Annotated in this window: 18 protein-coding genes and 1 pseudogene; 13 read left to right on the top strand and 6 right to left on the bottom strand. The window is 64.5% G+C overall.

The window, feature by feature from the left end; translation table 11 throughout:
* Window positions 1–3: 3 nt before the first annotated feature.
* The 3 genes from IFT55_RS10975 to IFT55_RS10965 all read left to right on the top strand — a co-directional run bounded on the left by IFT55_RS10975 (window position 4) and on the right by IFT55_RS10965 (window position 4,019).
* Window positions 4–2,196, top strand: a complete 2,193-nt coding sequence (locus IFT55_RS10975) for a penicillin acylase family protein (RefSeq protein ID WP_192091939.1) — start codon at window positions 4–6, stop codon at window positions 2,194–2,196.
* A 253-nt stretch (window positions 2,197–2,449) separates the two neighbouring features.
* A complete protein-coding gene (locus tag IFT55_RS10970) occupies window positions 2,450–3,661 on the top strand; it encodes an RNA-directed DNA polymerase (RefSeq protein WP_192091937.1) in 1,212 nt (403 codons plus the stop codon).
* Entirely contained in the window at window positions 3,615–4,019 is a 405-nt protein-coding gene (locus IFT55_RS10965) for a hypothetical protein (RefSeq protein WP_192091936.1), read from the top strand. Before IFT55_RS10970 ends, IFT55_RS10965 begins: the two co-directional genes overlap by 47 nt.
* A 52-nt stretch (window positions 4,020–4,071) precedes the next feature.
* Here IFT55_RS10965 and IFT55_RS10960 read toward each other — a convergent pair whose 3' ends face one another.
* Window positions 4,072–5,475: an aminotransferase-like domain-containing protein gene (locus tag IFT55_RS10960; RefSeq protein WP_192091934.1), complete on the bottom strand. Its 1,404-nt coding sequence runs from the start codon at window positions 5,473–5,475 to the stop codon at window positions 4,072–4,074.
* Window positions 5,476–5,586: 111 nt separating this feature from the next.
* Here IFT55_RS10960 and IFT55_RS10955 point away from each other — a divergent pair, with 111 nt between their 5' ends.
* From IFT55_RS10955 to IFT55_RS10945, 3 genes and pseudogenes are all read left to right on the top strand, one after another.
* Window positions 5,587–6,429, top strand: a complete 843-nt coding sequence (locus IFT55_RS10955; protein WP_192091932.1) for a PhzF family phenazine biosynthesis isomerase — start codon at window positions 5,587–5,589, stop codon at window positions 6,427–6,429.
* A pseudogene (locus tag IFT55_RS10950) lies at window positions 6,429–7,055 on the top strand (DJ-1/PfpI family protein). Before IFT55_RS10955 ends, IFT55_RS10950 begins: the two are co-directional and overlap by 1 nt.
* A gap of 371 nt (window positions 7,056–7,426) precedes the next feature.
* Window positions 7,427–9,724 carry a beta strand repeat-containing protein gene (locus IFT55_RS10945; RefSeq protein WP_192091930.1) on the top strand — a complete coding sequence of 766 codons (2,298 nt, stop codon included), beginning with the start codon at window positions 7,427–7,429 and terminating at the stop codon, window positions 9,722–9,724.
* 132 nt (window positions 9,725–9,856) lie between these two features.
* Here IFT55_RS10945 and IFT55_RS10940 read toward each other — a convergent pair whose 3' ends face one another.
* Both IFT55_RS10940 and IFT55_RS10935 read right to left on the bottom strand, forming a co-directional pair.
* Window positions 9,857–10,342, bottom strand: coding sequence for a group I truncated hemoglobin (locus tag IFT55_RS10940; protein ID WP_192091928.1), 486 nt, complete (start codon window positions 10,340–10,342; stop codon window positions 9,857–9,859).
* Window positions 10,343–10,365: 23 nt separating this feature from the next.
* Window positions 10,366–11,187: a DUF3034 family protein gene (locus tag IFT55_RS10935; protein WP_342029289.1), complete on the bottom strand. Its 822-nt coding sequence runs from the start codon at window positions 11,185–11,187 to the stop codon at window positions 10,366–10,368.
* 61 nt (window positions 11,188–11,248) lie between these two features.
* Between IFT55_RS10935 and IFT55_RS10930 the strand changes: the two genes are divergently transcribed.
* Both IFT55_RS10930 and IFT55_RS10925 read left to right on the top strand, forming a co-directional pair.
* Complete coding sequence (locus IFT55_RS10930) at window positions 11,249–11,956, top strand: cupredoxin domain-containing protein (protein WP_249403760.1); 708 nt, start codon at window positions 11,249–11,251, stop codon at window positions 11,954–11,956.
* A gap of 5 nt (window positions 11,957–11,961) precedes the next feature.
* Entirely contained in the window at window positions 11,962–14,277 is a 2,316-nt protein-coding gene (locus IFT55_RS10925) for a putative bifunctional diguanylate cyclase/phosphodiesterase (protein WP_192091925.1), read from the top strand.
* Between the two features lie 59 nt (window positions 14,278–14,336).
* On the opposite strand, the gene IFT55_RS10920 is transcribed toward IFT55_RS10925, so the two are convergent.
* The gene (locus IFT55_RS10920; RefSeq protein ID WP_192091923.1) at window positions 14,337–14,606 is read right to left on the bottom strand and encodes a GlsB/YeaQ/YmgE family stress response membrane protein; all 270 of its coding nucleotides are present in this window, start codon (window positions 14,604–14,606) and stop codon (window positions 14,337–14,339) included.
* A gap of 158 nt (window positions 14,607–14,764) precedes the next feature.
* Between IFT55_RS10920 and IFT55_RS10915 the strand changes: the two genes are divergently transcribed.
* Window positions 14,765–16,225 carry a PAS domain S-box protein gene (locus IFT55_RS10915; protein ID WP_342029288.1) on the top strand — a complete coding sequence of 487 codons (1,461 nt, stop codon included), beginning with the start codon at window positions 14,765–14,767 and terminating at the stop codon, window positions 16,223–16,225.
* A gap of 487 nt (window positions 16,226–16,712) precedes the next feature.
* Here the strand turns inward: IFT55_RS10915 and IFT55_RS10910 are convergent, their stop codons facing one another.
* Window positions 16,713–17,600 (bottom strand): hypothetical protein, encoded by an 888-nt coding sequence (locus tag IFT55_RS10910; RefSeq protein ID WP_192091920.1) that lies wholly within the window; start codon window positions 17,598–17,600, stop codon window positions 16,713–16,715.
* Between the two features lie 298 nt (window positions 17,601–17,898).
* Window positions 17,899–18,354: an Rrf2 family transcriptional regulator gene (locus IFT55_RS10905; RefSeq protein ID WP_192091918.1), complete on the bottom strand. Its 456-nt coding sequence runs from the start codon at window positions 18,352–18,354 to the stop codon at window positions 17,899–17,901.
* Window positions 18,355–18,669: 315 nt separating this feature from the next.
* Here IFT55_RS10905 and IFT55_RS10900 point away from each other — a divergent pair, with 315 nt between their 5' ends.
* The 4 genes from IFT55_RS10900 (at window position 18,670) to IFT55_RS10885 (ending at window position 22,862) form a co-directional block, all read left to right on the top strand.
* A complete protein-coding gene (locus IFT55_RS10900; RefSeq protein WP_192091916.1) occupies window positions 18,670–18,852 on the top strand; it encodes a hypothetical protein in 183 nt (60 codons plus the stop codon).
* Between the two features lie 241 nt (window positions 18,853–19,093).
* Complete coding sequence (locus IFT55_RS10895) at window positions 19,094–20,914, top strand: methyl-accepting chemotaxis protein (protein WP_192091915.1); 1,821 nt, start codon at window positions 19,094–19,096, stop codon at window positions 20,912–20,914.
* A complete protein-coding gene (locus tag IFT55_RS10890) occupies window positions 20,911–21,396 on the top strand; it encodes a chemotaxis protein CheW (protein WP_192091913.1) in 486 nt (161 codons plus the stop codon). Before IFT55_RS10895 ends, IFT55_RS10890 begins: the two co-directional genes overlap by 4 nt.
* Before the next feature lie 293 nt (window positions 21,397–21,689).
* A complete protein-coding gene (locus tag IFT55_RS10885) occupies window positions 21,690–22,862 on the top strand; it encodes a carbohydrate porin (protein ID WP_192091911.1) in 1,173 nt (390 codons plus the stop codon).
* Window positions 22,863–22,935: the final 73 nt, after the last annotated feature.

The following is a 22,935-nucleotide window of genomic DNA, read 5'->3' as shown; positions in this document are numbered from 1 at the left end:
GCCATGGTTACGCTCCTCCGGCGCACGCACAATCCGTTGATCGTCGCAGCCCTCCTGGCGACGACCGCCGCCGCGCCCGATCCCGACATGGCGCGGTGGAAGGCCGAGGCAGCTCGAGTGACGATCACGCGCGACGACTGGGGCATCCCGCACGTCCGCGGTCGCAGCGACGCCGACGCGGTGTTTGGCATGACCTACGCGCAGGCAGAGGACGATTTCGCCCGCATCGAAGCCAACTACCTGACCGCGCTCGGTCGCACTGCTGAGGCCGATGGCGAGGAGGCGATCTGGGCCGACCTGCGCCAGCGGATGTTCGTCGATCCGACCGAGCTCCAGGCGCAATATGCCGCGTGTCCCCCATGGCTGCGCGCGCTGATGGATGCCTGGGCGGACGGGCTGAACTTCTATCTCGCGACGCACCCGCGGGTGAAACCCAAGGTGCTGACCCGGTTCGAGCCGTGGATGGCACTGAGCTTCACCGAAGGCAGCATTGGCGGCGATATCGAGCGCATCTCGCTCGCCGACCTCAAGACCTTCTACGGCCGGCCGACCCCACCAACGCCGGAAGAGCTGGGGGCGGTGCCGCGCGAACCATCGGGGTCGAACGGCATCGCTATCGCGCCGAAGCTGACCGCGAACGGCCGGCCCCTGCTCCTCATCAACCCGCACACCAGCTTCTACTTCCGCTCGGAAGCGCAGATGACCAGCGACGAGGGCCTGAACGCCTACGGCGCCAGCACCTGGGGGCAGTTCTTCGTCTACCAGGGGTTCAACGCGCACGCCGGCTGGATGCACACCTCCTCCACCGTCGACAATGTCGATCAGTTCGCCGAGGCGGTCGCCCGTCGCGGCGGCGGCTGGGGTTACCGCTACGGGGCCGAGACACGCCCGGTCGCTGCGCGCACGGTGACGCTCCGCTTCCGCCGGCCCGATGGCGGCATGGGCGAACGGCGATTCACCACTTGGGCCACCCATCACGGTCCCATCGTCGCGGCGAAGAACGGCCGCTGGATCGCGACCGCGCTGATGTGGCGGCCCGTCCCGGCGCTGGAGCAGAGCTGGCTGCGCACCAAGGCCAACGATCTCGCCTCGTACCTCGCGGTCGCCGAGCGCAAGGCGAACTCCTCCAACGACACGCTGTTCGCCGACGACAAGGGCGAGATCGCGTTCCTGATGCCGCAATTCATGCCGGTCCGCGATGACCGGTTCGATTATACCCGCCCCGTCGACGGCAGCGATCCCGCGACCGACTGGCAAGGGCTGCACTCGCTCGCCAGCCTGCCGAGCGTCGCCAACCCGCGGGTCGGTTGGGTCCACAACACCAACGACTGGCCTTGGAGCGCGGCGGGGCCGGACAGCCCAAGGGCAGCCGACTATCCGCGCTACATGGATCAGACCGGCGGCAATGCCCGCGGCGAACACGCCGACCTGCTGCTGACCGGCCGGCGGGGCTGGACGCCCGAGCGGCTGCGCGCCGCCGCCTACGATCCCTATCTGCCCGCCTTCGCGCGACTGCTGCCCGGCCTGGTCGCCGCGTGGCGCGCACTGCCAACGAACGACCCGCGCCGACGGACGCTGGCCGGGCCGATCGCGACACTCGCCCGATGGGACCATCGCTGGAGCAAAGACTCGGTCGCGACGAGCCTCGCCGTCTACTGGGGCGACCAGCTCTGGCGTGAAGTCGGCAGCGTCGCACAGGCGGAGCGGATCAACGTGCCCGACTACATCGCCACCCGCGTCGACGCCGCGACCAAGCTTACCGCGCTGGAAACGGCGGTCATGCAACTGACACGCGACTTCGGCGGCTGGAACACCCCGTGGAACGCGATCAACCGCTTCCAGCGGCTCGACGGCGCCATCCGGCCGCACTTTGAAGACGCCAAGCCGTCGACGCCGGTGCCCTTCACCTCGGCGCAGTGGGGCAGCCTCGCCTCTTTCGGCGCGAAGACGTGGCCTGGGACGAAGCGTTATTACGGCACCAGCGGCAACAGCTTCGTCGCGGTGGTCGAGTTCGGCCCGCGCGTGAGGGCGATGGCCGTAATGGCGGGCGGGCAGAGTGGTAATCCAGCCTCACCGCACTTTGCCGATCAGATCGACAGCTACGCCACTGGTCGCCTTCGGCCTGTCTACTTTTATCCCGACCAGCTCGCTGGTCACGTCGAGCGGGTCTATCGTCCCGGTGGCGACGCTCCTTGATCGCCGGCGACTGCGTTGAAAGCACGCGCGACTAGATGGACCCACCAGTAGTCGCTCACGCTAGCTTGCGGGACCCCCAACTGCAGCCGTTCATTCAGCTTCAGACTTTGGCTAGGATTAGGCCGATTGCGGACTGCGGCTCCTGACGCAGGACCGAAGGAACCCGCTGCCCGGCTATCAATCTCTCGACCGTGAATAGAGCAACCGTTCACTTCTATTGGTCTCCACCAAGAGATGATGCCAATATGGCATCATGGCACTCAAGGACGACCTGTTCGAAAAAGGGTATCTACCCGAGAACCTGCCGCCGACTTTCGTGACGCAAGCGATCGGCGCTAATCTTGCCGGCCGAAGCGGGTGGCTCACCGATGGGAAGAATCCGGTCCGCTCATCTCCGTTCAACGCTTCAAAACGAGGCATGGCACGCCGGGAGTTCTCGTTCGTCCATCCGTCGACCGCGCACGACCTCGCGCGCTTTATCGCGGACCGCGAGGCAGAGCTGACGAACCATTTCGCGCTGTCGGACTTCAGCCTTTCAAAACCCGTTCACGATCCGGATCTCGACAGAGCCGTCACGATCGCATCCCATTCGGAACTGGAGAGCGCCCGGCTTTCGCGACTGGCGCGGTATCGCTTCGTCGCCCGGACGGACATCTCGCGCTTCTATCACTCGATCTACACCCACTCGATACCTTGGGCGGTGCACGGAAGGCCCGCCGCAAAGGCTGACCGTAATCTAGCATCCGCGAACTGCTACGCAAACCGCTTGGATCTGATCGTTCGGGCCGGGCAGGACGGCCAGACGGTTGGCGTCCCCGTGGGACCCGACGCGTCCCGGTATGTCGCAGAGGTGATCGGCACAGCGATCGACCAGGAGTTCGTCCGCAGGGGCGGAAACCGTAACTGCGACGTGATCAGGCACGTCGACGACGTTTGGATCGGCGCGGACACCCATGCTGCAGCCGAGGAAGCCCTCTGGCGATACCGCGAAGCCATCAGGTTCTTCGAGCTAGACATTAATGAATCGAAGACGGCGATCTATTCTGACAACTTCTCCTTCTCCGACACTTGGCCAACCGACATCGCCGCAAAGTTCGAGTTCGCGAGCAAATCACCAGAGCGACGCATTCCGGAGCGTCTCCGAGCGGCATTGGAGTACGCCTTTTCGTTGACCACCAAGAACAATGACGACGGCGTGCTCAAATACACCTTGCGTTACCTGGACCGATCGAACCTCGCCGCCACCCAGTGGTCCGCCGTGGAGCCCTTCCTGAAGCGGGCGGCCGTGCACTTCGGTCACACCATAGACTACGTCGCGCGGGTCATCGTCTGGCGGCACCTCGCCTTCCGTGATCTCGTGATCGCCTATGATCGGCCGTGCCGATGGATGCCGGACATGGCACCGATGCAAAACGGGTGTGGGTTGCTGGGATTTCGAATTCGCGATCCGCAAGCGCAACGGTGATCTGCGCTATCCCTATAGGCAGCAGAAGATCGGCGTCCTGCGGGGCGGGAAAGGGCAGAACCGGCACAAGGTCGGCGAAGCCTATTTCAAGGCCCTGCGCGCCGGCTACATCGCCATCGCCAACGACGTGGCGGCCAGGACGGTGGACGCGACGCGCTACGTAACCGGTACGTATCGCGATCACGGTATCAGGCAGGACCGGCTGGAGCATCTCGGCGACAGGATCATCGGGAATGAAAAGAACGGGCTGGTGACGGACCCGGGCAGTCGCAACGCCCGCATCATCTTCAATGACCGCCTGCGCCATGTCCGCCATACCGCCGCGAACGAGTTGCTCGCGCTCCGGCGCGAAGCCTGACGAACGAAACAACTTTACACCATCATGCCGACCAGCGGTCAAATTCGGCTATTCAGCGCGCCGGCAAGGCCGATCGGGCACTTTCCAGAAACCCATACAGCCGATCGTCGTCGCTCCTGGCAACGTTGAAGCGCATGTGATCGCGCCAGCCCCCGCTGGTGCTGAACACCGGGCCGGGTGCGAGGACGATCCCTTCAGCGATCGCCTGACGAGCAAGATCGACGGCATCGACACCGTCAGGCAGCCGCGCCCAGAGAAAAATGCCCGCCGCCGGCTCGATCCATGGTTCGATCCCGACCGCCCGCAGCCGCGTGACGACGTTCGCGGTGGCGCGGGCCAGTCGGGTGCGAACGCCTTCGACGCGGCGGCGATAGCTGCCGTCGGTCAACACCGCGTGCAGCAGGTTGGCGGCAAGCGGGCTGCCGGACATCGAGGTCGCGATCCGCAGATCGGCAAGCGCCTCGATCCAGTCGGGTCGCGCCGCGATATGGCCGCAGCGTATTGCTGCCGACAGCGATTTGGAAAAGCTGCCGATGCGGATCGTCCGGTCGAGGCCATCGAAGGCGGCCAGTCGTGCCGATGCGGCGTGTTCGAAATCGGCGAAGATGTCGTCCTCCACGACGATCATGTCATGCCCTTCGGCGATCTTGAGCAGCCGATGCGCGGTCGGGGCGGCGAGCGACGCCCCGGTCGGATTATGGACGCCCGAATTCGTCAGGTAGAAGCGCGGGCGATGTGCCGCCGCCGCCTCGGCGAACGCGGCGACGTCCGGCCCGGCCGGCGTCATAGGCACGCCGATCACGTTCGCGCGATGCGCGCGGAGCAGTGCCAGAAAGTTGAAATAGCAGGGATCGTCGACCAGCACCGCGTCACCGGGTTGCAGCAGGAAGCGGCACACCAGATCGAGCGCGTGGGTGCCGCTGTCGGTCAGCAGGACCTGATCGGGACCGGCCTCGATGCCCTGCCCTGCCATCCGCCGCGCCAGCAGCGCACGCAGCGGCGGCGAACCGAGCGGCGAAGCATAGCCGGCGAGCGCATTGTCGTCATTCGCCCGTGCGGCGGCACGCATCGCCTTGCGCAGCGCGTCACCCGCCAGCCAGTCGTCGGGCAACCAGCCACATCCCGGCATCAATTCGTGCCGCCGCTCGCCCAGCGACTGGCGCAGCATCCACAGCGGATCGACCTCGCGCTCCCGCGTCGCGGCGAGCCGATCGAGCGCCAGCGGCGCGAGCGGCGCGGCGACATAGAAGCCCGATCCCGGTCGCGACCGGATCACGCCCTCTGCCGTCAGCCGGTCATAGGCCTCCACCACCGTCGAGGGCGCGACGCCGCTCGCCGCCGCCATGGCGCGGATCGAAGGAAGCCGTGCGCCCGGCGTCAGCGCACGTGCGTCGATCCGGTCGCGGATCGTTCGCGCCACCATCGCGGTGCGGGAGTCGTCGGGGGCGGTGCCCATCGTGCTGCTGCTTTCGCCAGTACAGTTCGGCGCGATCGTACCGCTGCGTATCTGTCAGCGCCAGCCCGCCCGCGATAAGGTGCATCATTGCCAACAGGAGACCCCGCCACCGTGACCCGCCCCTTTCGCCTCGTCGACGTGTTCGGCACCGATCCGCTGGCCGGCAACCCGCTGGCCGTCATCGGCGATGCCGAGGGACTGACGACGGAAGAGATGCAGGCGATCGCCGGCTGGCTGAACTTCTCGGAAACGGCCTTCCTGTTGCCGCCGACCGATCCGGCGGCGGACTATCGGGTTCGCATCTTCACCATGGCGCACGAACTTCCCTTCGCCGGCCACCCGACCCTGGGCAGCGCGCATGCCTGGCTGGAAGCGGGCGGGCAGCCGAAGCGGGACGGCGTGATCGTGCAGGAATGTGGCGTCGGGCTGGTGACGATCCGGCACGACGGCGACCGGCTCGCCTTCGCGGCACCACCGCTGCTGCGCGGCGGCACGCCGACCGAGGCCGAGATCGTGCAGGTCGCCGAATTGCTGCGGATCGACCGCGCGGCGATCGTCGATGCGGCGTGGGCGGATAACGGCCCGGGCTGGATCGCAGTGATGCTGGAGTCGGCGGAGGCGGTGCTGGCGGTCGAGCCAGCGCGGCATCATCCCGAGCACATCGACGTCGGGATCGTCGGTCCGCATGCACCCGGCGGCGAGGTCGCGTTCGAATTGCGCGCGCTCTTCACCGACGCCCATGGCGGGCTGATCGAGGACCCGGTGACGGGCAGCCTGAACGCCTCGGTCGGCCAATGGCTGTTCACCACCGGTCGGGCGACTGGCAGCTATATCGCCGCGCAGGGCACGCGACTGGGACGAACAGGACGCATCCATGTCTCGCAGGACGAGAGCGGACAGGTCTGGGTCGCCGGTGCGACGCGGACGCTGTTCGCCGGCCGGACGCAAGGCTGATGCAGGTCGCGATCCTGACCTTCGACGGCTTCAACGAGCTCGACTCGTTCGTCGCCGCCGCGATCATCAACCGCCTGCGTCCGCATGGCTGGGCCGCGCACATTACCGCGCCGACCGAAACCGTGACGTCGATGAACGGCGTCACCGTCCACCGCCAGCGCCCGCTCGCGTTCGTGTAGGAAGCGGACGCGGTCCTGATCGGCAGCGGCATCCGAACGCGTGAGATCGCCGCGGATGCGGCGATGCTTGCCCGCCTTCGCCTCGATCCGTCGCGGCAACTGATCGCGGCGCAATGTTCGGGAACGCTGCTGCTGGCGAAGCTGGGGCTGATCGGCGACCTGCCCGCCTGTACCGATCTCACCACCAAGCCGTGGGTGATCGAGGCGGGCGTCACCGTGATCGACGCGCCGTTCGCCGCGCATGGCAACGTCGCAACCGCCGGCGGCTGTCTTGCCGCGCCCTATCTGGCCGCGTGGATGATCGCGCGCGGCGGCTCGACCGACAAGGCGCGCGACGCGCTGCATTACATTGCCCCGGTCGGCGAGAAGGCGCGTTTTGTGGATCACGCCATGGCGGTGATCGCATCCGAGACGTCCACCACGCGGCATCCTGGCCCTGTCGCCTAGCGAGAACCGCCGACCCGGAACCGGGCAGGCGTATCGGCACAGAACATTTGGCAGTCAGGCCAATATGGTACGGTATCACGGCGGTGTCGGAACGAGGGCACCGTCGGTACGATGCGAAGGATGGAGACCGAGCGCGCGTGATGTTCGAGCGCAGCGCTTGGGTGGCGTCGCTCGCGATCATCGTAACTGGTCGCGCGTTGTTCATTGGCGGAATGCAACGGCGGCCCGGTTTTGCCGGACCTTCCGTGACAGATCACATCATCGTTAATTTCCCCGCAACTATTTGTTTCGAGCCAACGTACCTGTCCAATAGCACCGGTGGATCGATGGTCAGATGGCCCGTCCCGGATGCGTTTTAGGGAGGAACCGCGATGGCCACCGTAAACGGCGACAACGGCGACAATGTTCTGATCGGCACCGAGGACGAGGACGTCATCAATGGCCTGGCCGGGAACGACGTGATCGACTCGGTCGACCGACCTTCCAACATCTTCGCCGGATCGATCGCGCCCCGCCGCGACGTGGTCGACGCGGGTGACGGCAACGACAGCGTCATCGGCGGCCGTCTCGACCAGCTCGACGGTGGCGCAGGCGACGATTTCCTGTCGCTCAATTTTAACTTCAACGGACCCGTCGCGGGCTCGGCCCCGCCGATCCGGCTGGTGCTGGACGCGACCGGGTCCGGAACGGCGTCGGACGGAACGTTCGTAACCGGGTTCGAATCGGTAAATCTGGACGGTACGGACAATGGTGACGACGTGTTCGATACCGGTAACGTTCGCGGATTGCTGAACGGCGGCGGTGGCGACGACATACTGACCACCGGTTCGGCGGATGACGTGGCGTTCGGCGCTGGCGGCGACGATAGAATTTCGACAGGTGCCGGCAACGATATCATTGCCGGTGGTTCGGGTGACGATATCGTGGACGGCGGCGACGGCGACGACAGCTACAGTTTCGATCTGCTCAACGATGGCAGCGACCGCGTCGACCTTGGCGCAGGCAACGATACCGTCCGGTTCGAGCGGACCGATGGCGGAACCGGCAATGTACGGATAACCTTCACTTCGGCCGAAGTCGGCAACGGCACGGCCAGCGACGCCGGCACGATGCTCAATCAGGACGGTAGCCTTGCCGTGCGCGTGCAGTCGGAGGATGCGTCCGGCGTGCCGGTTGGTCCGGTATCGCGGTTCGACGACGAGGGTATCACCTTCGTGGCCGGGACACAGGGCATCACGATGGACGTGCGGGATCTCGTCTCGGGCGCGGCGCGTGGTGACACGTTCGAAGGCGTCGTTCTGGGCACTGGCGGGGCTGACGCGCTGACCTTCTTTCCGCCGTTCCGGGCGGGGCAGAACTTCTATTACAATGCGGGCATGGGCGACGATGTGGTCGTCGCCGGAACGGGCAACGACTTTCTGGTCGGCGGTGGCGGCAACGATCGGCTGTCGGGCAACGAAGGCAATGACAGCTTTATCGGCGGAGGCGGGAACGACACACTGTTCGGCGGAAGCGGCACCGACACGGTGACGATGAACGTCACTACCGACGGTAGCGATTCAGTCGATCTGGGCGACGGCGCGGACGTGGTTGTCGTCAACCGCACCATGGCAGGTCAGGTCCGCCTGACCTTCACGTCCGCACAGGTCGGGAACGGCAACGTCAACGACAGCAACACGATGGCCAATCAGGACGGCGGCCTTGCGGTCCGGTTGCAGGCAGAGGATGGCAGCGACGGATTGACCGGGTCGATCAGCCGCGTCGACGACGAGGGGATCACCTTCGTCGCCGGAACCGGGGTCGCGTTCGACGTGCGCGATCTGGTCAGCGGCGTGCAGCGGGGCGACGGGTTCGAAGTCGTCACCTTGGGCACGATGGTCGGCGACACGCTGACGGCGGTTCAGCCTGCGCGGTCCTATTACTATAACGGCGGTATGGGCGACGACGTCATCACCGGCGGTCTGGCGAACGACTTTCTGGTCGGAGGCGCGGGCAATGACCGGTTGGAAGGCGGAGCCGGAGACGATCGGTTCATCGGCGGGGCTGGCAGCGATCGTTTCGAATATTCGCCGGCGGGCAATGTCGGAAACGATACCATCATCGATTTTTCAAAGGTCGACCTGTTCGTATCCGACAGTCGTCTGCGTGATTCGAATAATGACGGTATCATCATGTTCGGGATGAACAACGTGCTCGATCTGGGCGGCGGCGATACCGTCGCGTTCACGGCGATCGATCCGATGACCGGGCTGCGCCTGCTGGGGCAACTTGCCGATGGTGGCTTCGCCTATGCCGATGCCGCCACGCGCCTTCCGGGGATGACCGAAGGGACGCTGGCCGATGACGTCCTGAACGGTGCGTCGGGCGGCCGTACGTTCCTGTTCGATACCGCGCTTGGACTGGATCTCGGGAACGACCGGATCAACGGTTTTGGCAATGACGACCGGATCGTGACCACGTCCGCCATTGCCGACGCCGATGGAGACGGACGGATCGATTTCGGTGCCGACCGAACGCTGGACCTTGCTGGCGGAACCGCCGTGCGGATCAACGCCGGCGCAGTTCGCACGCTGGAGTTCGACGGGTCCGTCATCCAGAACGGGGTCGAGTATTTCGTCTATAGCCGTGTCGGTTCGACCGCGACGGGCACGGACGATCTGTCGGCCTGACACGCTATCGATCGGGAGGGGGCGTTAGCGTTAGCATCCGCCCCCTCCCCGTCCCTGGCGCAGAAAGAAGACTAGCGGTTTGCTGTCAGGTTGAGCCGGTCATTCTTTTGCGTCGGCAGACTAATACTAATGTCATCGCCCCACGATGTCCCGGCGCATTGGCGCGAGCTTGGCCAGAAAACGATTCTGTGCGGCAAATGAGACATGTTCTGCGCGCATCGCCTTTTGAAGATTCTCGACCACACGGTTCATATCAGCCTGCTGCACACCCATATTCTTGTGTGCGCTGCGCATGTCGCGGCCGGTGTAGGTGCAGCCGGCATTGAGGATATAGCAGAATTGCTCGAACAGCACGCGTTCGAGGCGCGACCGGTCCTGATTCATGAAAATTTCGCCGACCCGCGGATCGGCGAAATTGGCCGAAACGAAACGTCCGACGATCCGCCGGATGCCATCCTGCCCGTTGAACGCGCGGGCCATGTCGTCGCCTCTGAAGGGAAGCGCGCCAGCGTTGGCGCGATCTTCCCGATAACGCTCGACGGGTGCTTCGCCCGGTATCGCAGGAGTGCCGTCCTGCGGCCCAGCCATCAGGATCAGCGTGATCGCAGCAAGGAACATGCGGAGTCTCCGAAAAATGAACGTCAGAAGCTGCCCTGAATCTGGAGCAGCATGCCGCGTTGTCTGTCGAACGTCGCGACGGAACCGAGGTCGGTATAGGCGATGGTCGCAGTGAGATGACGGTTGATGCCGTAGGCGGCGAAGATGTCGAACCAGTCGTCCTCGCGCGCGATCGCCAGATTGCTCGGCTTGGACCGGAATTCCGTACCGATCACGAGCCGCCGGGAAAGCTGATGGGCGATCGAGCCTTCCCACTGGAGCCGGTGTCTGTCACCCAACGCGCCGCCGTGCCCCAACAGTCCAAGCTGGTTCGCCTTGGTCGCCCGCACGGTGACGTTGGCGAGCAGCGACCAGCGGAGGAACAGCTTTGTCGCGACGGCATAATATTCCGCGCCCTCGCCATGCGCGGCACCGATTGCCTGCACGACGGGCGCATCGAGGCTTTTCTTATACTGCGCGCCGACCGCGATCGACGGCATCCATTCGGGCCCATAGACCACATCGCCGGCGATCCGCATCTTGATGCCGAATACGTCCTGGTCGAACTTGAAGTCGTTGCCGAGGCCCAGCGCCCCACCGACCCTATTGGTGTCCAACACTTGCCGCGCATAGCTTAGTTCGATGCGGTTCCATGCGCCGACGGTCCCGGAAATACTCGTGAAGTCGTAATCAGGCAGTTCGACGATGCTTGCCGCCGCCTGCGCGCCGATGCCGTCTTTCGTGGCATTCCCCGCGATTACCGCCCACGGCGTCAGGCCGCCGCCGGCAGCGCCCTCGATCGTGCTGACCCCATTGGTCAGCAGCAACTTGCCCGGCGCGCCGAAATCCTGCCCGGCGGCGGACACCGCACCGACAGGAACGGCGCATGCGGCGAAGAGGGACAGGCGGAGAGGAGAGCAACGATGCATGACGCCGCATCGCATGCGGGCAATTAAAGCAGCGTTGACAACATCCTGCGAATGCATCGGTATTTACCGGAGCTTGACGCTTTGCGCCGATAGCAGCGCAATGAGGATCGTCTTTCTGCTCGCCGCTGCTGGCCTTGCCGCCCCCGTTCCGGCAATCGCGGGCAACGTCAACGTCCGCGTCGTCGACGTCAACGGCAACCCCGTCGTCGATGCGGTGGTTACCATCAAACCCGATGCAGGCGTACCTGCCGGACCAATTCGCTTCCCCTGGCCGAACACGATGGTCCAACAAAACATCGCGTTCAATCCCGGCACCTTGATCGTACCGGTCGGTGCCACCGTCACCTTTCCAAATCGCGACAAGGTGCGCCATCATGTGTACAGTTTCTCCCGACCCGCGAAGTTTGAATTGAAACTGTTCGCGCGGGACGAAAGCCGCAGCTACACCTTCACCAGCGCCGGTGCGGTCGCCCTGGGTTGCAACATCCACGATGCCATGTCGGGCTTTATCCGTGTCGTCGATACCCCGTTCGCCAACAAGACCGGCGCAGCGGGCGACACGCGGATCGCCGGGGTCGGCGGGGGCAAGGCGCGTCTCACGATCTGGCATCCACGTCTGAAATCGAAGCTGAACGAAATTACGTTTCCGCTCGACGTCCCCGTCAACGGCGACATCGCCAAGCGTATCATCGTCGTTCTGCGTTGAGGACGATGGCGCGTGAAACCAGCCGGTTACGTTCGGCCAGCAGCCGGATTCGCAGTTCGCTGTCGGCGAAGCTGACGCTGTTCTACGCGGCGCTGTTCGCGATCGCGACCGCGTTGATCCTGATCGGCGCGTGGACCGGGATCAACGCCAGTGCCGAAGGGATGATCAAGCGGGAGATGACTGCCGGTGCCAAGGTGTTCGACCGGGTGACGGCGATGCGATATGCCCAGCTTGGAGATGCGAGCAAGGTGCTCGCGGCCGACTTCGGCTTTCGCGGTGCAGTGGCGACCGGGGACGCCCCGACGATCGCCTCCGCGCTCGATTCACTGCGCGGGCGGCTCGATCTGGATCAGGCGTTCCTCGTCAGCGCCGATCACGAAATCGTCGGGTTCCGCGGCACGATCGCCCCCGCCGATGCCGAGCATATGCGCAGCGCGCTGGAGGACGGCCGAAGCCAGGGCGTATTGCGCGTCGGCACCATGCGCTTCAACGCCGCCGCCGCGCCGGTCAAGGCGCCGGTGACGATCGGCTGGGTCGTGTTCGCCAATGCGCTAGACGGTCGGGAAATGGCGCAGCTTTCGAGGCTGTCGTCGATCGACCTCGCACCGCGTATCGTACCCGCATCGACGCTGTCGCCGGAGCAGCGCAGCGGCGTCCCGATCGAACGCGACGTTGCCGGATCACGCACGTTGATCCAGGCATCGCCGATCCCGACGTTCCACGACGATGAACCGCAGATGCTGTTGCTTCAGCACAGCATTACGGATGCGCTCGCCCAGTACAGCCCGATGCTCTGGCTGCTGTTGACATGCGGCATCGTCGGGGTGGCGGCGGCGGCGGCGGGAAGCTGGCTGCTTGCCCGGCGCATCACCCGGCCGATCGCCGCGCTGGATCATGCCGCCCGGATGGTGGCGAAGGGAAATTACGCGCAGGTCGCGGTCGAGACGCGCGACGAACTCGGCACACTGGCAGCCAGTTTCAACCGCATGGTCGACGACATCGGGGAACGCGAGCGCCAGATTACGCACATGGCGCTGCACGACAGCCTTACCGGACTGGCCAATCGCGTGCTGCTTCGCGAGCATCTTGCGACGACGCTCGCCCGCCCGGTCGTCGGTCGGCAACAGGCGTTGTTCTGTCTCGATCTCGACCAGTTCAAGGCCGTGAACGATACGCTGGGCCATCCCACCGGCGATGCCCTGCTATGCGAGATTGCACGGCGGCTGAGCGCTTTTGCCGACGGCGGGTTCGTCGCGCGGCTTGGCGGCGATGAATTCGCGCTGGTGCTCGACGATGCGCAGCGCCCGCTCGACCGTGCCGCATATGAACTAACACGCATCGTGGCGGAGCCGTGTATCGTCAACGAACATCGCATCGTCCCCGGCACCAGCATCGGCATCGCCATCCTCGGAACCGACGGCGACGAACCGGTGACGCTTGCCAGAAACGCCGACCTTGCCCTGTACCGCGCGAAGCACGACGGCCGCGGTGGCTATCGCTTCTTCGAGCCGGGAATGGATGCCGAAGCGCGCAAACGGCGCCAGATGGAACTCGATCTGCACGACGCGATCAACGAAGGGCAGCTGTCCTTGATGTTCCAGCCGCTGTTCAACCTGTCGGAATCGCGGGTATCGGCGTTTGAAGCGCTGTTGCGATGGAACCATCCCGAGCGGGGCATGGTCTCGCCGGTCGACTTCATTCCGTTAGCCGAAGACACCGGGCTGATCGTGCCGATCGGTGAATGGGTAGTACGCGAGGCGTGCCGAGTGGCGTGTACGTGGCCGGATCACGTTCGTGTCGCAGTGAACGTATCGCCGGTACAGTTTCGCAGCCCCGGCCTTAGCGCGGTGATTCTGCAGGCCTTGTCCGAAACCGGTCTGCCACCGCGCCGGCTGGAGCTGGAGATTACCGAAAGCCTGTTCATCGACAATCCCGAAACGACGCTCGCCTCGCTGCACAGCCTGCGCCGGCTTGGCGTACGCGTTGCGCTCGATGATTTCGGGACCGGCTATTCATCGCTCAGCTATCTGCGCGCCTTTCCGTTCGACAAGATCAAGATCGACCGGAGTTTCATCATCGATCTGCTCAGCAACGAAGGCGCGACCGCGATCATCCGCTCGATCACCACCCTCGCCGAAGCGCTTGGAATGGAGACGACCGCCGAAGGGGTCGAAAACGCCGGCCAGCTCGACATCCTTCGGGAACAGGGTTGCAGCCAGATCCAGGGATTCTATTTCAGCAAGCCGATCGTCGAAGCGGAGGTTCAACGGATGCTGGCTTCGGACCTAGAAGGCGAAGCGCAAGCGCGACTGGCGGGATAGTTCGGTTTCAACGCTTGCCGCCAGTCTTCCTTTCGGAAGACTGGCGGACACGGATCGGTTTACCGGACCGAGCCACGGCGAAAGAGATTGATGATCGCCAGTAGCACGACCGCGCCGACCAGCGACACGAGGATCGACTGAAGGTTGATCGCGCCGCTCGTAATGGGCGCGCCGCCGATCAGGGGGGTGACGACAAGGCCGGCGAGCAGTGCACCGACGATCCCGACGATGACGTTGAGCAAGACGCCTTGCTGACCGTCCGTGCGCATGATCAAGCTGGCGACCCAGCCGATAATTCCGCCCACGACGAGGAGTATGATGAGACCCATGGAATTTCCTTCTGCTGTTACGTTACGCATGCTCAACGGCTGCCAGTCCCCAGCGGTTCAAAAGGGCTACTCGGCGTCGAAGCTTGCGATAGTGTCTCAGCACTAGTCGTATGGGTACTGCGTAAGGAACGAAGTTTGGGAATGGTGGTTGAACGGCGATGCCTGCTCCCACCGTCCCTCCCACACTCCGCCACCTCGAGCAGCTGATGGCGCAGTTGCTGGACGGCGTCATCATCGTCGATCCGACCGGGGCCATTCTGAGTGCGAACAAGGCGGCGTTGCTGATGCACGGCATTCGTCATCTTGAGAATCTCGGATCTACCGTCGAAGACTATGCGAAGCGCTTCACCCTGCGGGCCGGCGACGGACGCCTGCTGAAGCAGCGCGAATATCCGCTTTTTCGACTGCTTGCCGGCGAACGTTTTCCCGACGAAACCGTGCGGGTATCTCTGTCAGGCGACGACGAGGTCCGCTGGGTCCATCAGGTCCGTGACGTGACGATGGATGTAGACGGCGGGGAACCGGATTATCTGGCGCTGGTGTTGAGCGACGTGTCGGCGCGGTTCGATGCGGAGACCCGCTTCAAGGCGATGTTCGAGGCCAATCCGGCACCGGCATTGGTCATCCGCCTTCGCGATCTCCGCATTGCGCAAGCCAATCCCGGCTTTCTCGCGCTCACCGGTTTCGCGCGGGACCAGCTTGAGGGAAAAAACCTGTTCGCCCTCGACCTGCTCGAAGGTCTTAAACAACCCGAAAGCGTGCGTCGCCGGATCGAAGACGGCCAGGTCCTTCCGCAGGCGGATGCGCAGTTGCTTGTCGCCGACGGATCGCGACGGACGGTATTGTTCGCTGGCCAGCCGATCGATGTCACAGAAGAGGATGCGCTGCTGCTGACCTTCGCCGACCTGCAGCCGCGCCGCGAGGCCGAGGCTGCGCTCGAGGCAAGCGAGCGACATCTGCTGGCCGTATTCGAGATGGCGCCGGTCGCGATGATGGTAACCAGCGCCGTCGATCGCCGTATCCTGCGGTTGAACGCCGCCTTCCGGCAGTTGACCGGTCATACCGAAGAGACGGCGATAGGCCGTACGGCCGAGGAGCTCGCGCTTTGGGAGAATGCATCGCAGCGCGAGGCCGCCGAGGCGGAACTGCGCGCAGACGGATCCCTTCTCCAGCACGAGGCCCGGCTGTCGACCCGCGAGAAGGATTCCATCGACTGTCTGGTCGCGGCGGAAACCATCGATATCGATCAGAAGCCCTGCGCCCTGTGGGCTTGTCAGGACATCACCGAACGAAGGCGCAGCGAACTCGAGTTGGCAGGCGCTATCGAGGAGGTCATGAAGGATGCGAGTTGGCTGAGCCGTTCGATCCTAGACAAGCTTGCTACGTTGCGGCGACCCAGCCCTGCGGCTCCTGCGGCCGAACTAAGCCCTCGCGAGCGTGAAGTGCTTGGACTGATCTGCGACGATCTCGACGACACGGTCATCGCCGAGCGCTTGAACCTGTCGCGGAATACCATCCGTAACCATGTGGCCAGAATATACGCCAAGCTGGGGGTCAGTCGCCGCAGCGGTGCGGTCGTATGGGGTCGGGAGCGTGGCCTTGGTTCACGCGGGATCTAGCTGCAAGATCGGCATGTGGCGGATTCGACGAATTCCGGCGGCCTGATCGGCTAGGCCTAAGCCAGTTCTCGGCTTGTCAAAGGCAATCGAACGAAGACCAACCTGGATGCCATTGCTGATGCCAATGGCCGTGGCTCAACTTGTTCATTACCGGTGGCCAGGTTGGAAAAAATTGCAATGCCCATTCGTCGATCAAGGCTACGACGCCGACTGCTCACGGATATTCCGCAGGCCAAATTCATCCAGCCCCGCATCCCGGGTCGATGGTCGCGTTATGAACCGGTCCGATACGACAAACAGCGCTATCCGATACGTCGCCGCATCGGCTTCGTGTTCAATTGCCTGAAGGGTTGTCGCCCATCGCTACCTTCCACGATTGCTTCTTTTGAGCATTCGCATTCGCTGCCCGGCATTATCGGCCGGTGCACGACAGTCCCGACCTTCCGACGGGTCCGGCCGGGGACCTTAGAAGCCCCCGGCCGCAATATCAGAGTGTCGTCGTACGGGCTTGTGAGGAACTGTGCCCACCATTGCGGTACAGCACGTTGCGAACACGCTCGCCCTCGGGGCCGGATACATGGGCAGTAACCAATACGCCGCCCGTTTTCAGTCGGTCGCCATAGTAGGACGCGTCCTCGTCGCTGACGCCGTGGTTCTTCAACGTTTCGTTGAACGTACCTGCTGCAGCGCCGGCAAGGGCACCGATTGCCATCGCCTCCGGTACGGCCGACGCTGCAATTGCACCGAGTGCGGCCAGAGGGCCGACGCCGGGAATGGCTAGTGCCAGCACACCAAGGCCTGCGCCTGCCGCGCCGCCACCCAGAATGCCTCGCAGCACGCTGCTATGCTCTTCATCGGTGATTTCACCATCGCCGCCGCGCGTGGTCATCGTGCGCTTGCTTTGTGCGATGATGGAAAGCGCGCTGTCACTGACGCCCATCTGGCGCAGTTCGGATACGGCACGCTCGGCTTCCCCGTTGCTGTCGAACATGGCCGAAACGGTGCGTGACTCGCCCATGGTATGATCGGTTGTCGAAGTGTCCGCACCCAGCGCTGCACCGATGCCGCCGGAACCGCCCGTTACGGCATTCGCAGCACGGTCGAGAGGGCCACGATTCGGATCGTCATGTCCGCCGAAGGCGTTGGCAGCGCGGTCGACGGGACCCCGATTGGGGTCGTCACGGCCGCTCAAAGCATTGGCCGCACGGTCGAGTGGCCCGCGGTTCGGATCGTCGTGCCCGCGCAAAGCATTTGCGGCACGGTCGAGCGGACCGCGATTTGGATCGTCATGACCGACGAGCGCATCCGTCGCCTTGTCCAGAGGACCACGGCCAGAAGTGTCATGGCCAAAACCGGTTCTGTCACGATCACTCATTTTCGTCTCTCCTGAACTCACAAAGATATTTCAGAAACAGCGGGTTAGTGCCGAATGACATTAACCGTTCGGCTTCTGAAAGGGTGCGGTAAGAACCTGCACCATGCGGGAAAGTTCACTCAACCGTCCGTCATCGGACCGGTTGGATGGATGCAAAAAGACCGGTCGATTAGTGCAGACGATCTAAGCCGGGTGAGTGGACTCGCCATAGATCGAACCGTGCGATCAAACACCGGAAGGCCGACGAACTGCCATTCGATAGGGGCAAGGGAACAAGCGGAACGGCAACGCGACGATTTCAGCCGGAACGGCCCCCTGCATGATCCTTTCGGTCGATCAACAGCGCGATACTGTCGACCATGTCCTGAACGGTGACCTGCGCAAGCTCCCGTTCCATCGCTTCTCGGGCGAGGCGAAGCGGGTCGACCAGCGAGGCGAGCACGTAACCGCCAACCCCCTGACGATTACTGACCGCCGAGTTGTGAACGGTGAAAATCTCCCGCTCTTCTACGGCAGCATAGATATCGAGAAGCCGTATGTCTCCGGGCGCGCGCGCCAACAGTGCGCCCCCACCCTTCCCCCGCTGCGATGTCGTAAGGTCCGCGGTCGACAACCGTGACAGCAACGCACGGATGACCGCGGGATTAGTACCGACATCCGCTGCGATCACTTCCGATGGCAGCGGTCGATTACCGTGGCGAGCCATCAGCGCCAGCATGTGAACCGAAACAACGAAACGCGTACTCGTCGGCAAAAAAACTCTCCCTGATTAGTGTAACGTTCATAGTTACGCTTTGGGCAGTGATTGTCGGGAAGCGCTGGATCGACAGTGCTTCGGCTCAAGATACGAGACGCGACCAATGGCTAGATTGTTCCTCGTGGAGCGCGGACCCTCGTCCCCCCCTTCGCGAAATATGTTTGTGCAGCCCGATTATGCGGCTGGACTGTCGGTGTCGAGCCGATGCTTGCGCATCAATCTCGATATCGGAACGCCGGTCGTCATGCCCGGTGCGATACACTGTCGCTGGCGACGAACCCCGACACCGCGCGGAGAGTCGTGCCCTCCGGCATGGGCGAACGGGTCTTCGCGCCCGACGCGGCGCTCGTCCGCGAAGTCGTGGACGTGATCTCACGCATCGCAGTGCCCGGTGCCGGCCCGCTCGTCGACGATGCTGCCCATTCGCGCAGTCGGATCATCGGCCGGTCGATCTACGGGCCACGCAGCACAGGCGCAACAGCGGCGTCGGACTGACGATCCATACCGCGGCGACGCGGATCTGCCTGCCCGTCGACAGTATCGAGGCGGTCGCAACGTTCGACATGTCGGGCGGCAATACGCCGCTGCCGATCGGACAGCGCCGCCTGCGCGAACCTGTCCGGCCGGACAGCCGCGTGGTCGTACGGCGCGACCTGTACACCCGTTTTCAAACGCCGGCAGCACGTGCCGACGTCCCCACCGCTCATTGATTCCGAAGCCGAAGGAGGCTTTTACGATGCGTGCCACGATCAAAATGAAACTGAGCGCGACGTTCGCGGTCCTGATCCTGATGTTGATTGCCGTCGTCGGCGTGGGGATCAACCGGATGGGCGAGCTTAACGGCGCGACCACCAACGTCGTCAACCAGTCTGCGCGACTGCTCGATCTGGCGCGATCGGTCGACTCCGACGTCGGCAGCGTCATCCGCAACGAGAAGGACATTCTGCTGACGCGGGACGCCGCCAAGATCGCCAGCCTCAAGGAGCAGTCCCTGAAGCTGCGCGGTCAGGTCGACGAAAGCCTCGAAGCGGGTGCGGCGCTGACCTCGACGCCCGAGGGCAAACGGATATGGAGCAATGCCCGCGAAAAATGGACCGCCAACAAGGGAATGAACGAGCGGATCGTTGCGTTGGGCGAGCAGAACAAAGTCGCCGAGGCGATTGATCTGACGCTGAACGAAGGGCGCTCGGTGGCGGTCGAGACGAGGAGCTCGCTGGATGAACTCATCAAGAGCAGCAAGGACCAGATGGCGCAGTCGGCCAGCGACGCCGACGGGATGTATGGCCAGGCGCGTACGCTCCTGCTGATCGTCGCCGGCGCGGCGCTGCTGATCGCGATTGCCGGTGCGGTGTGGGTGTCGTGGATCGTATCGTCGGGTCTTCGCCGGGTCGGCGACGCGATCGACACGGTGGCGACGGGCGATCTGGATCGGGAGATCACGGTCACCAGCAACGACGAGATCAAGGATCTGGTCGACACCGTCAACCGGCTGACCGTGGCGCTGCGCAAGTCGGCGGCGCTGGCCGAGACGATCTCGCAGGGCGACCTGACGGTCGATTACCAGCCCATGTCCGACCGGGACAAGCTGGGCCATGCACTGGTGTCGATGATCAACCGCCTGCGCGGCGTGATCGGCGACAGCACCGTGGCGGCACAGAATGTGGCGACGGGCACGCAGCAGCTGTCGTCGACCGCCGATCAGATGTCGCAGGGCGCGACCGAACAGGCGGCGGCTGCCGAGGAAGCATCGGCGTCGATGGAACAGATGACCGCCAACATCAAACAGAATGCCGACAACGCGGCGCAGACCGAAAAGATCGCACGCCAGTCGTCGAAGGACGCCGAAGCCAGCGGCATCGCGGTCGACCGTGCGGTGGGTGCGATGCGCACGATCGCGCAGAAGATCGGCATCGTGCAGGAAATCGCACGCCAGACCGATCTGCTCGCGCTGAACGCGGCGGTCGAGGCGGCGCGGGCCGGCGAGCATGGCAAGGGCTTTGCGGTGGTCGCATCCGAAGTGCGCAAGCTGGCCGAACGCAGCCAGACGGCAGCCGCCGAAATCAGCGCGGTGTCGTCCGACACCGTGACGGCCGCGACCGAGGCAGGCGAGATGCTGTCCAAGCTGGTGCCCGACATTCGCCGCACGGCGGAACTGGTCAGCGAAATCAGCGCCGCGTGCCGCGAGCAGGACATCGGGTCGAGCCAGATCAATGAGGCGATCCAGCAGCTCGACAAGGTGACGCAGCAGAACGCATCGGCCTCCGAACAGATTTCCTCGACGTCCGAGGAACTGGCGGGGCAGGCGGAGGAACTGCAGGGGGGCATCGCCTTCTTCCAGATCGAGGCGAGCGACACCCGTGCCAAACCCGCCGCACGTCCGGCCGCACCGGTCGCGCGCAAGCCGGCACCGATGAAGAAGGCGGTGGCCAAGGCGGTCAAGCCGAAGGCGAAGGCCGGATCGGTCGCCGAGCAGCAGTCGCGGGCGCGCGGCTTCGCCATGGACCTGATGCAGGGCGGGCCGGACGCCGAGGACGCCGAATTCGGGCGCGCGGCATGACCCCGGCCGCCGATATCGAAGCGGTCGTGTTCAACCTGGGGGGCGAAATCTTCGCCCTCCCGGTAGGCTCGGTCCGGGAAATCCTCGACTATCGCGACGCTTTCCAGATGCCGCAGGGGCCGCGCTGGCTCGCCGGTCTGATCGACGTGCGTGGCGATGCCATTCCGATGATCGACCTGCGCGTCCGGCTCGGCCTGCCCGCCGCGACCATCGATCCCATGACCCGCATTCTGGTGGTGAGCGTCCAGTGCGACGAGCGCCTGCTGACGCTGGGCGTGATTGTCGACCGCGTGCTGGATGTCGCGACCTTCAAGGCGGACGCGATCGAAACGACGCCCGACATCGGGGTGCGCTGGCGATCGGATTACATCGACGGGATCGTGCGCAGCGGCGGCGGCTTCGTCGTCCTGCTCGCCCCCGCCCGCATCTTCGAAGCCGAAGACGGGGCGATCGACTTCTCCGCTTTCGCGGCAGCCGCCTGATCGACGACGACGCCCGGCGGGAGCACGTCCTCCGCGCCCCGCCGGGCCTCCCGTCAAGCTGCCCCTCCTTCGCGATACGGGTGGGCGTCTCCACCATGATGGCCGCACGAAACCCGTAACCGTTGCGGTGCGCGACCGTATTTCGGACTGACACCCGGCGAAGCCGATTGCGACGACGCCGAATGCGGCCACGCCGCGAAACTCCCACCGCCAGCATCGAGACAGCCGGGTCGGCGCGGGGAGACGCGCGCCTGCCGGTCGTCGCTCGACCTCTGCAAACAAGGAACGTTCCCATGAAACTGCAAAATGCGCTTGCACTGATGGCCGGCACCGTCGCGGCCCTTGTGCCGACCGCCGCCTCCGCGCAATCGGACGAGGTCCGCACACCGGCTTTCCAGATCGGCGTTACCTACAAGAGCGACCTGGTCGGCGTCGATGCGGGGGAACGCGGAAGCGACGTCGCTTATGTCGACAGGGCGGAGCTTACCGTCGCAGCCGATTTCGAAAAGGTCCTTGGCTGGCACGGCGCCACGGCATTCGTCCATGCGTTCAATACGTTCGGGGGCAATCCGAAAGCCACTGCCGGCACGTTCCTGCCCATCAACGATATCGAGGTCGGCGGCCCGGACCTGAAACTGTTTCAGGCGTGGTTTCAGCAAAGCTTCGCCGACGGCCGGTTGTCGGTGCGGGCCGGACAATATGATGTGAACAGCGAATTCCGTCCGAAACCGGCGGGCACGCAATTCATCAGTCCCGCCTTCTATGTGGGATCGGAGATTGCGGCGACCGGTCCGTCGGGGCCGTCGATCTTTCCCCGCACCGATCTGGCCGTGCGGGTACGCTATGCGGCTGGCGGCAATTACGGACAGTTCGCCGTCGTACGGGTGCCGGAGGGAACGGTCGATCGCGGTGGCCCACGCCCGCTGCTGTTCATCGCCGAAGCGGGGCATCAGGGGCCGAGCGCGCTATCGGTCGGCGCATGGACCTATTCGCGCCGTCAGCCCGGGTTCGCCCTGTCGGGAACGTCCGCCGAAGCCGACCGGGCGGTGTCGCACGGTGCCTATGTGATGGCGGAGCAGGACCTGACCGGCACCCCCGATCGGCCCGGCTACTGGCGCGCGTTCCTGCGGGCCGGCGTGTCGGACGGCGATACCACCCCGTTCGAAAGCAGCGTGCAGGTGGGGCTTTCGGGAAGGGGCCTCGTGAAGGCGCGTCCCGAAAGCACGCTGTCGATCGGCTATGTCATGGCCGGTCTCAGCGACCGGTATCGCCGCCCGGATCCGGCAGGCGAACCGGCATTCGCCCCGTCGGAAGGCCTGTTCGAACTGAACTACAGCGACCGGGTGTTGCCGTTCCTGACGCTGCAACCGGACTTCCAGTACGTCGCCCGCCCGATGGGGCGGCGCGACGCGGACGGGGTCGTCATTCTGAGCCTGCGGGCGGTCGTCCAATGGCAGACACGCTGACCGGCTCAACGATCGCCGGACTGCCGACCACCCGAGGTTGGGGGCGCATCGTTCGACAGCGCGGGAGTGCCGT

Origin of the sequence: Sphingomonas sp. CFBP 13720 (genome assembly GCF_014842075.1) — a bacterium.
In the GTDB taxonomy this organism is placed as follows: domain Bacteria; phylum Pseudomonadota; class Alphaproteobacteria; order Sphingomonadales; family Sphingomonadaceae; genus Sphingomonas.
Note: the sequence above shows the minus strand (reverse complement) of the source record. Positions and strands in the feature narration are given on the sequence as shown.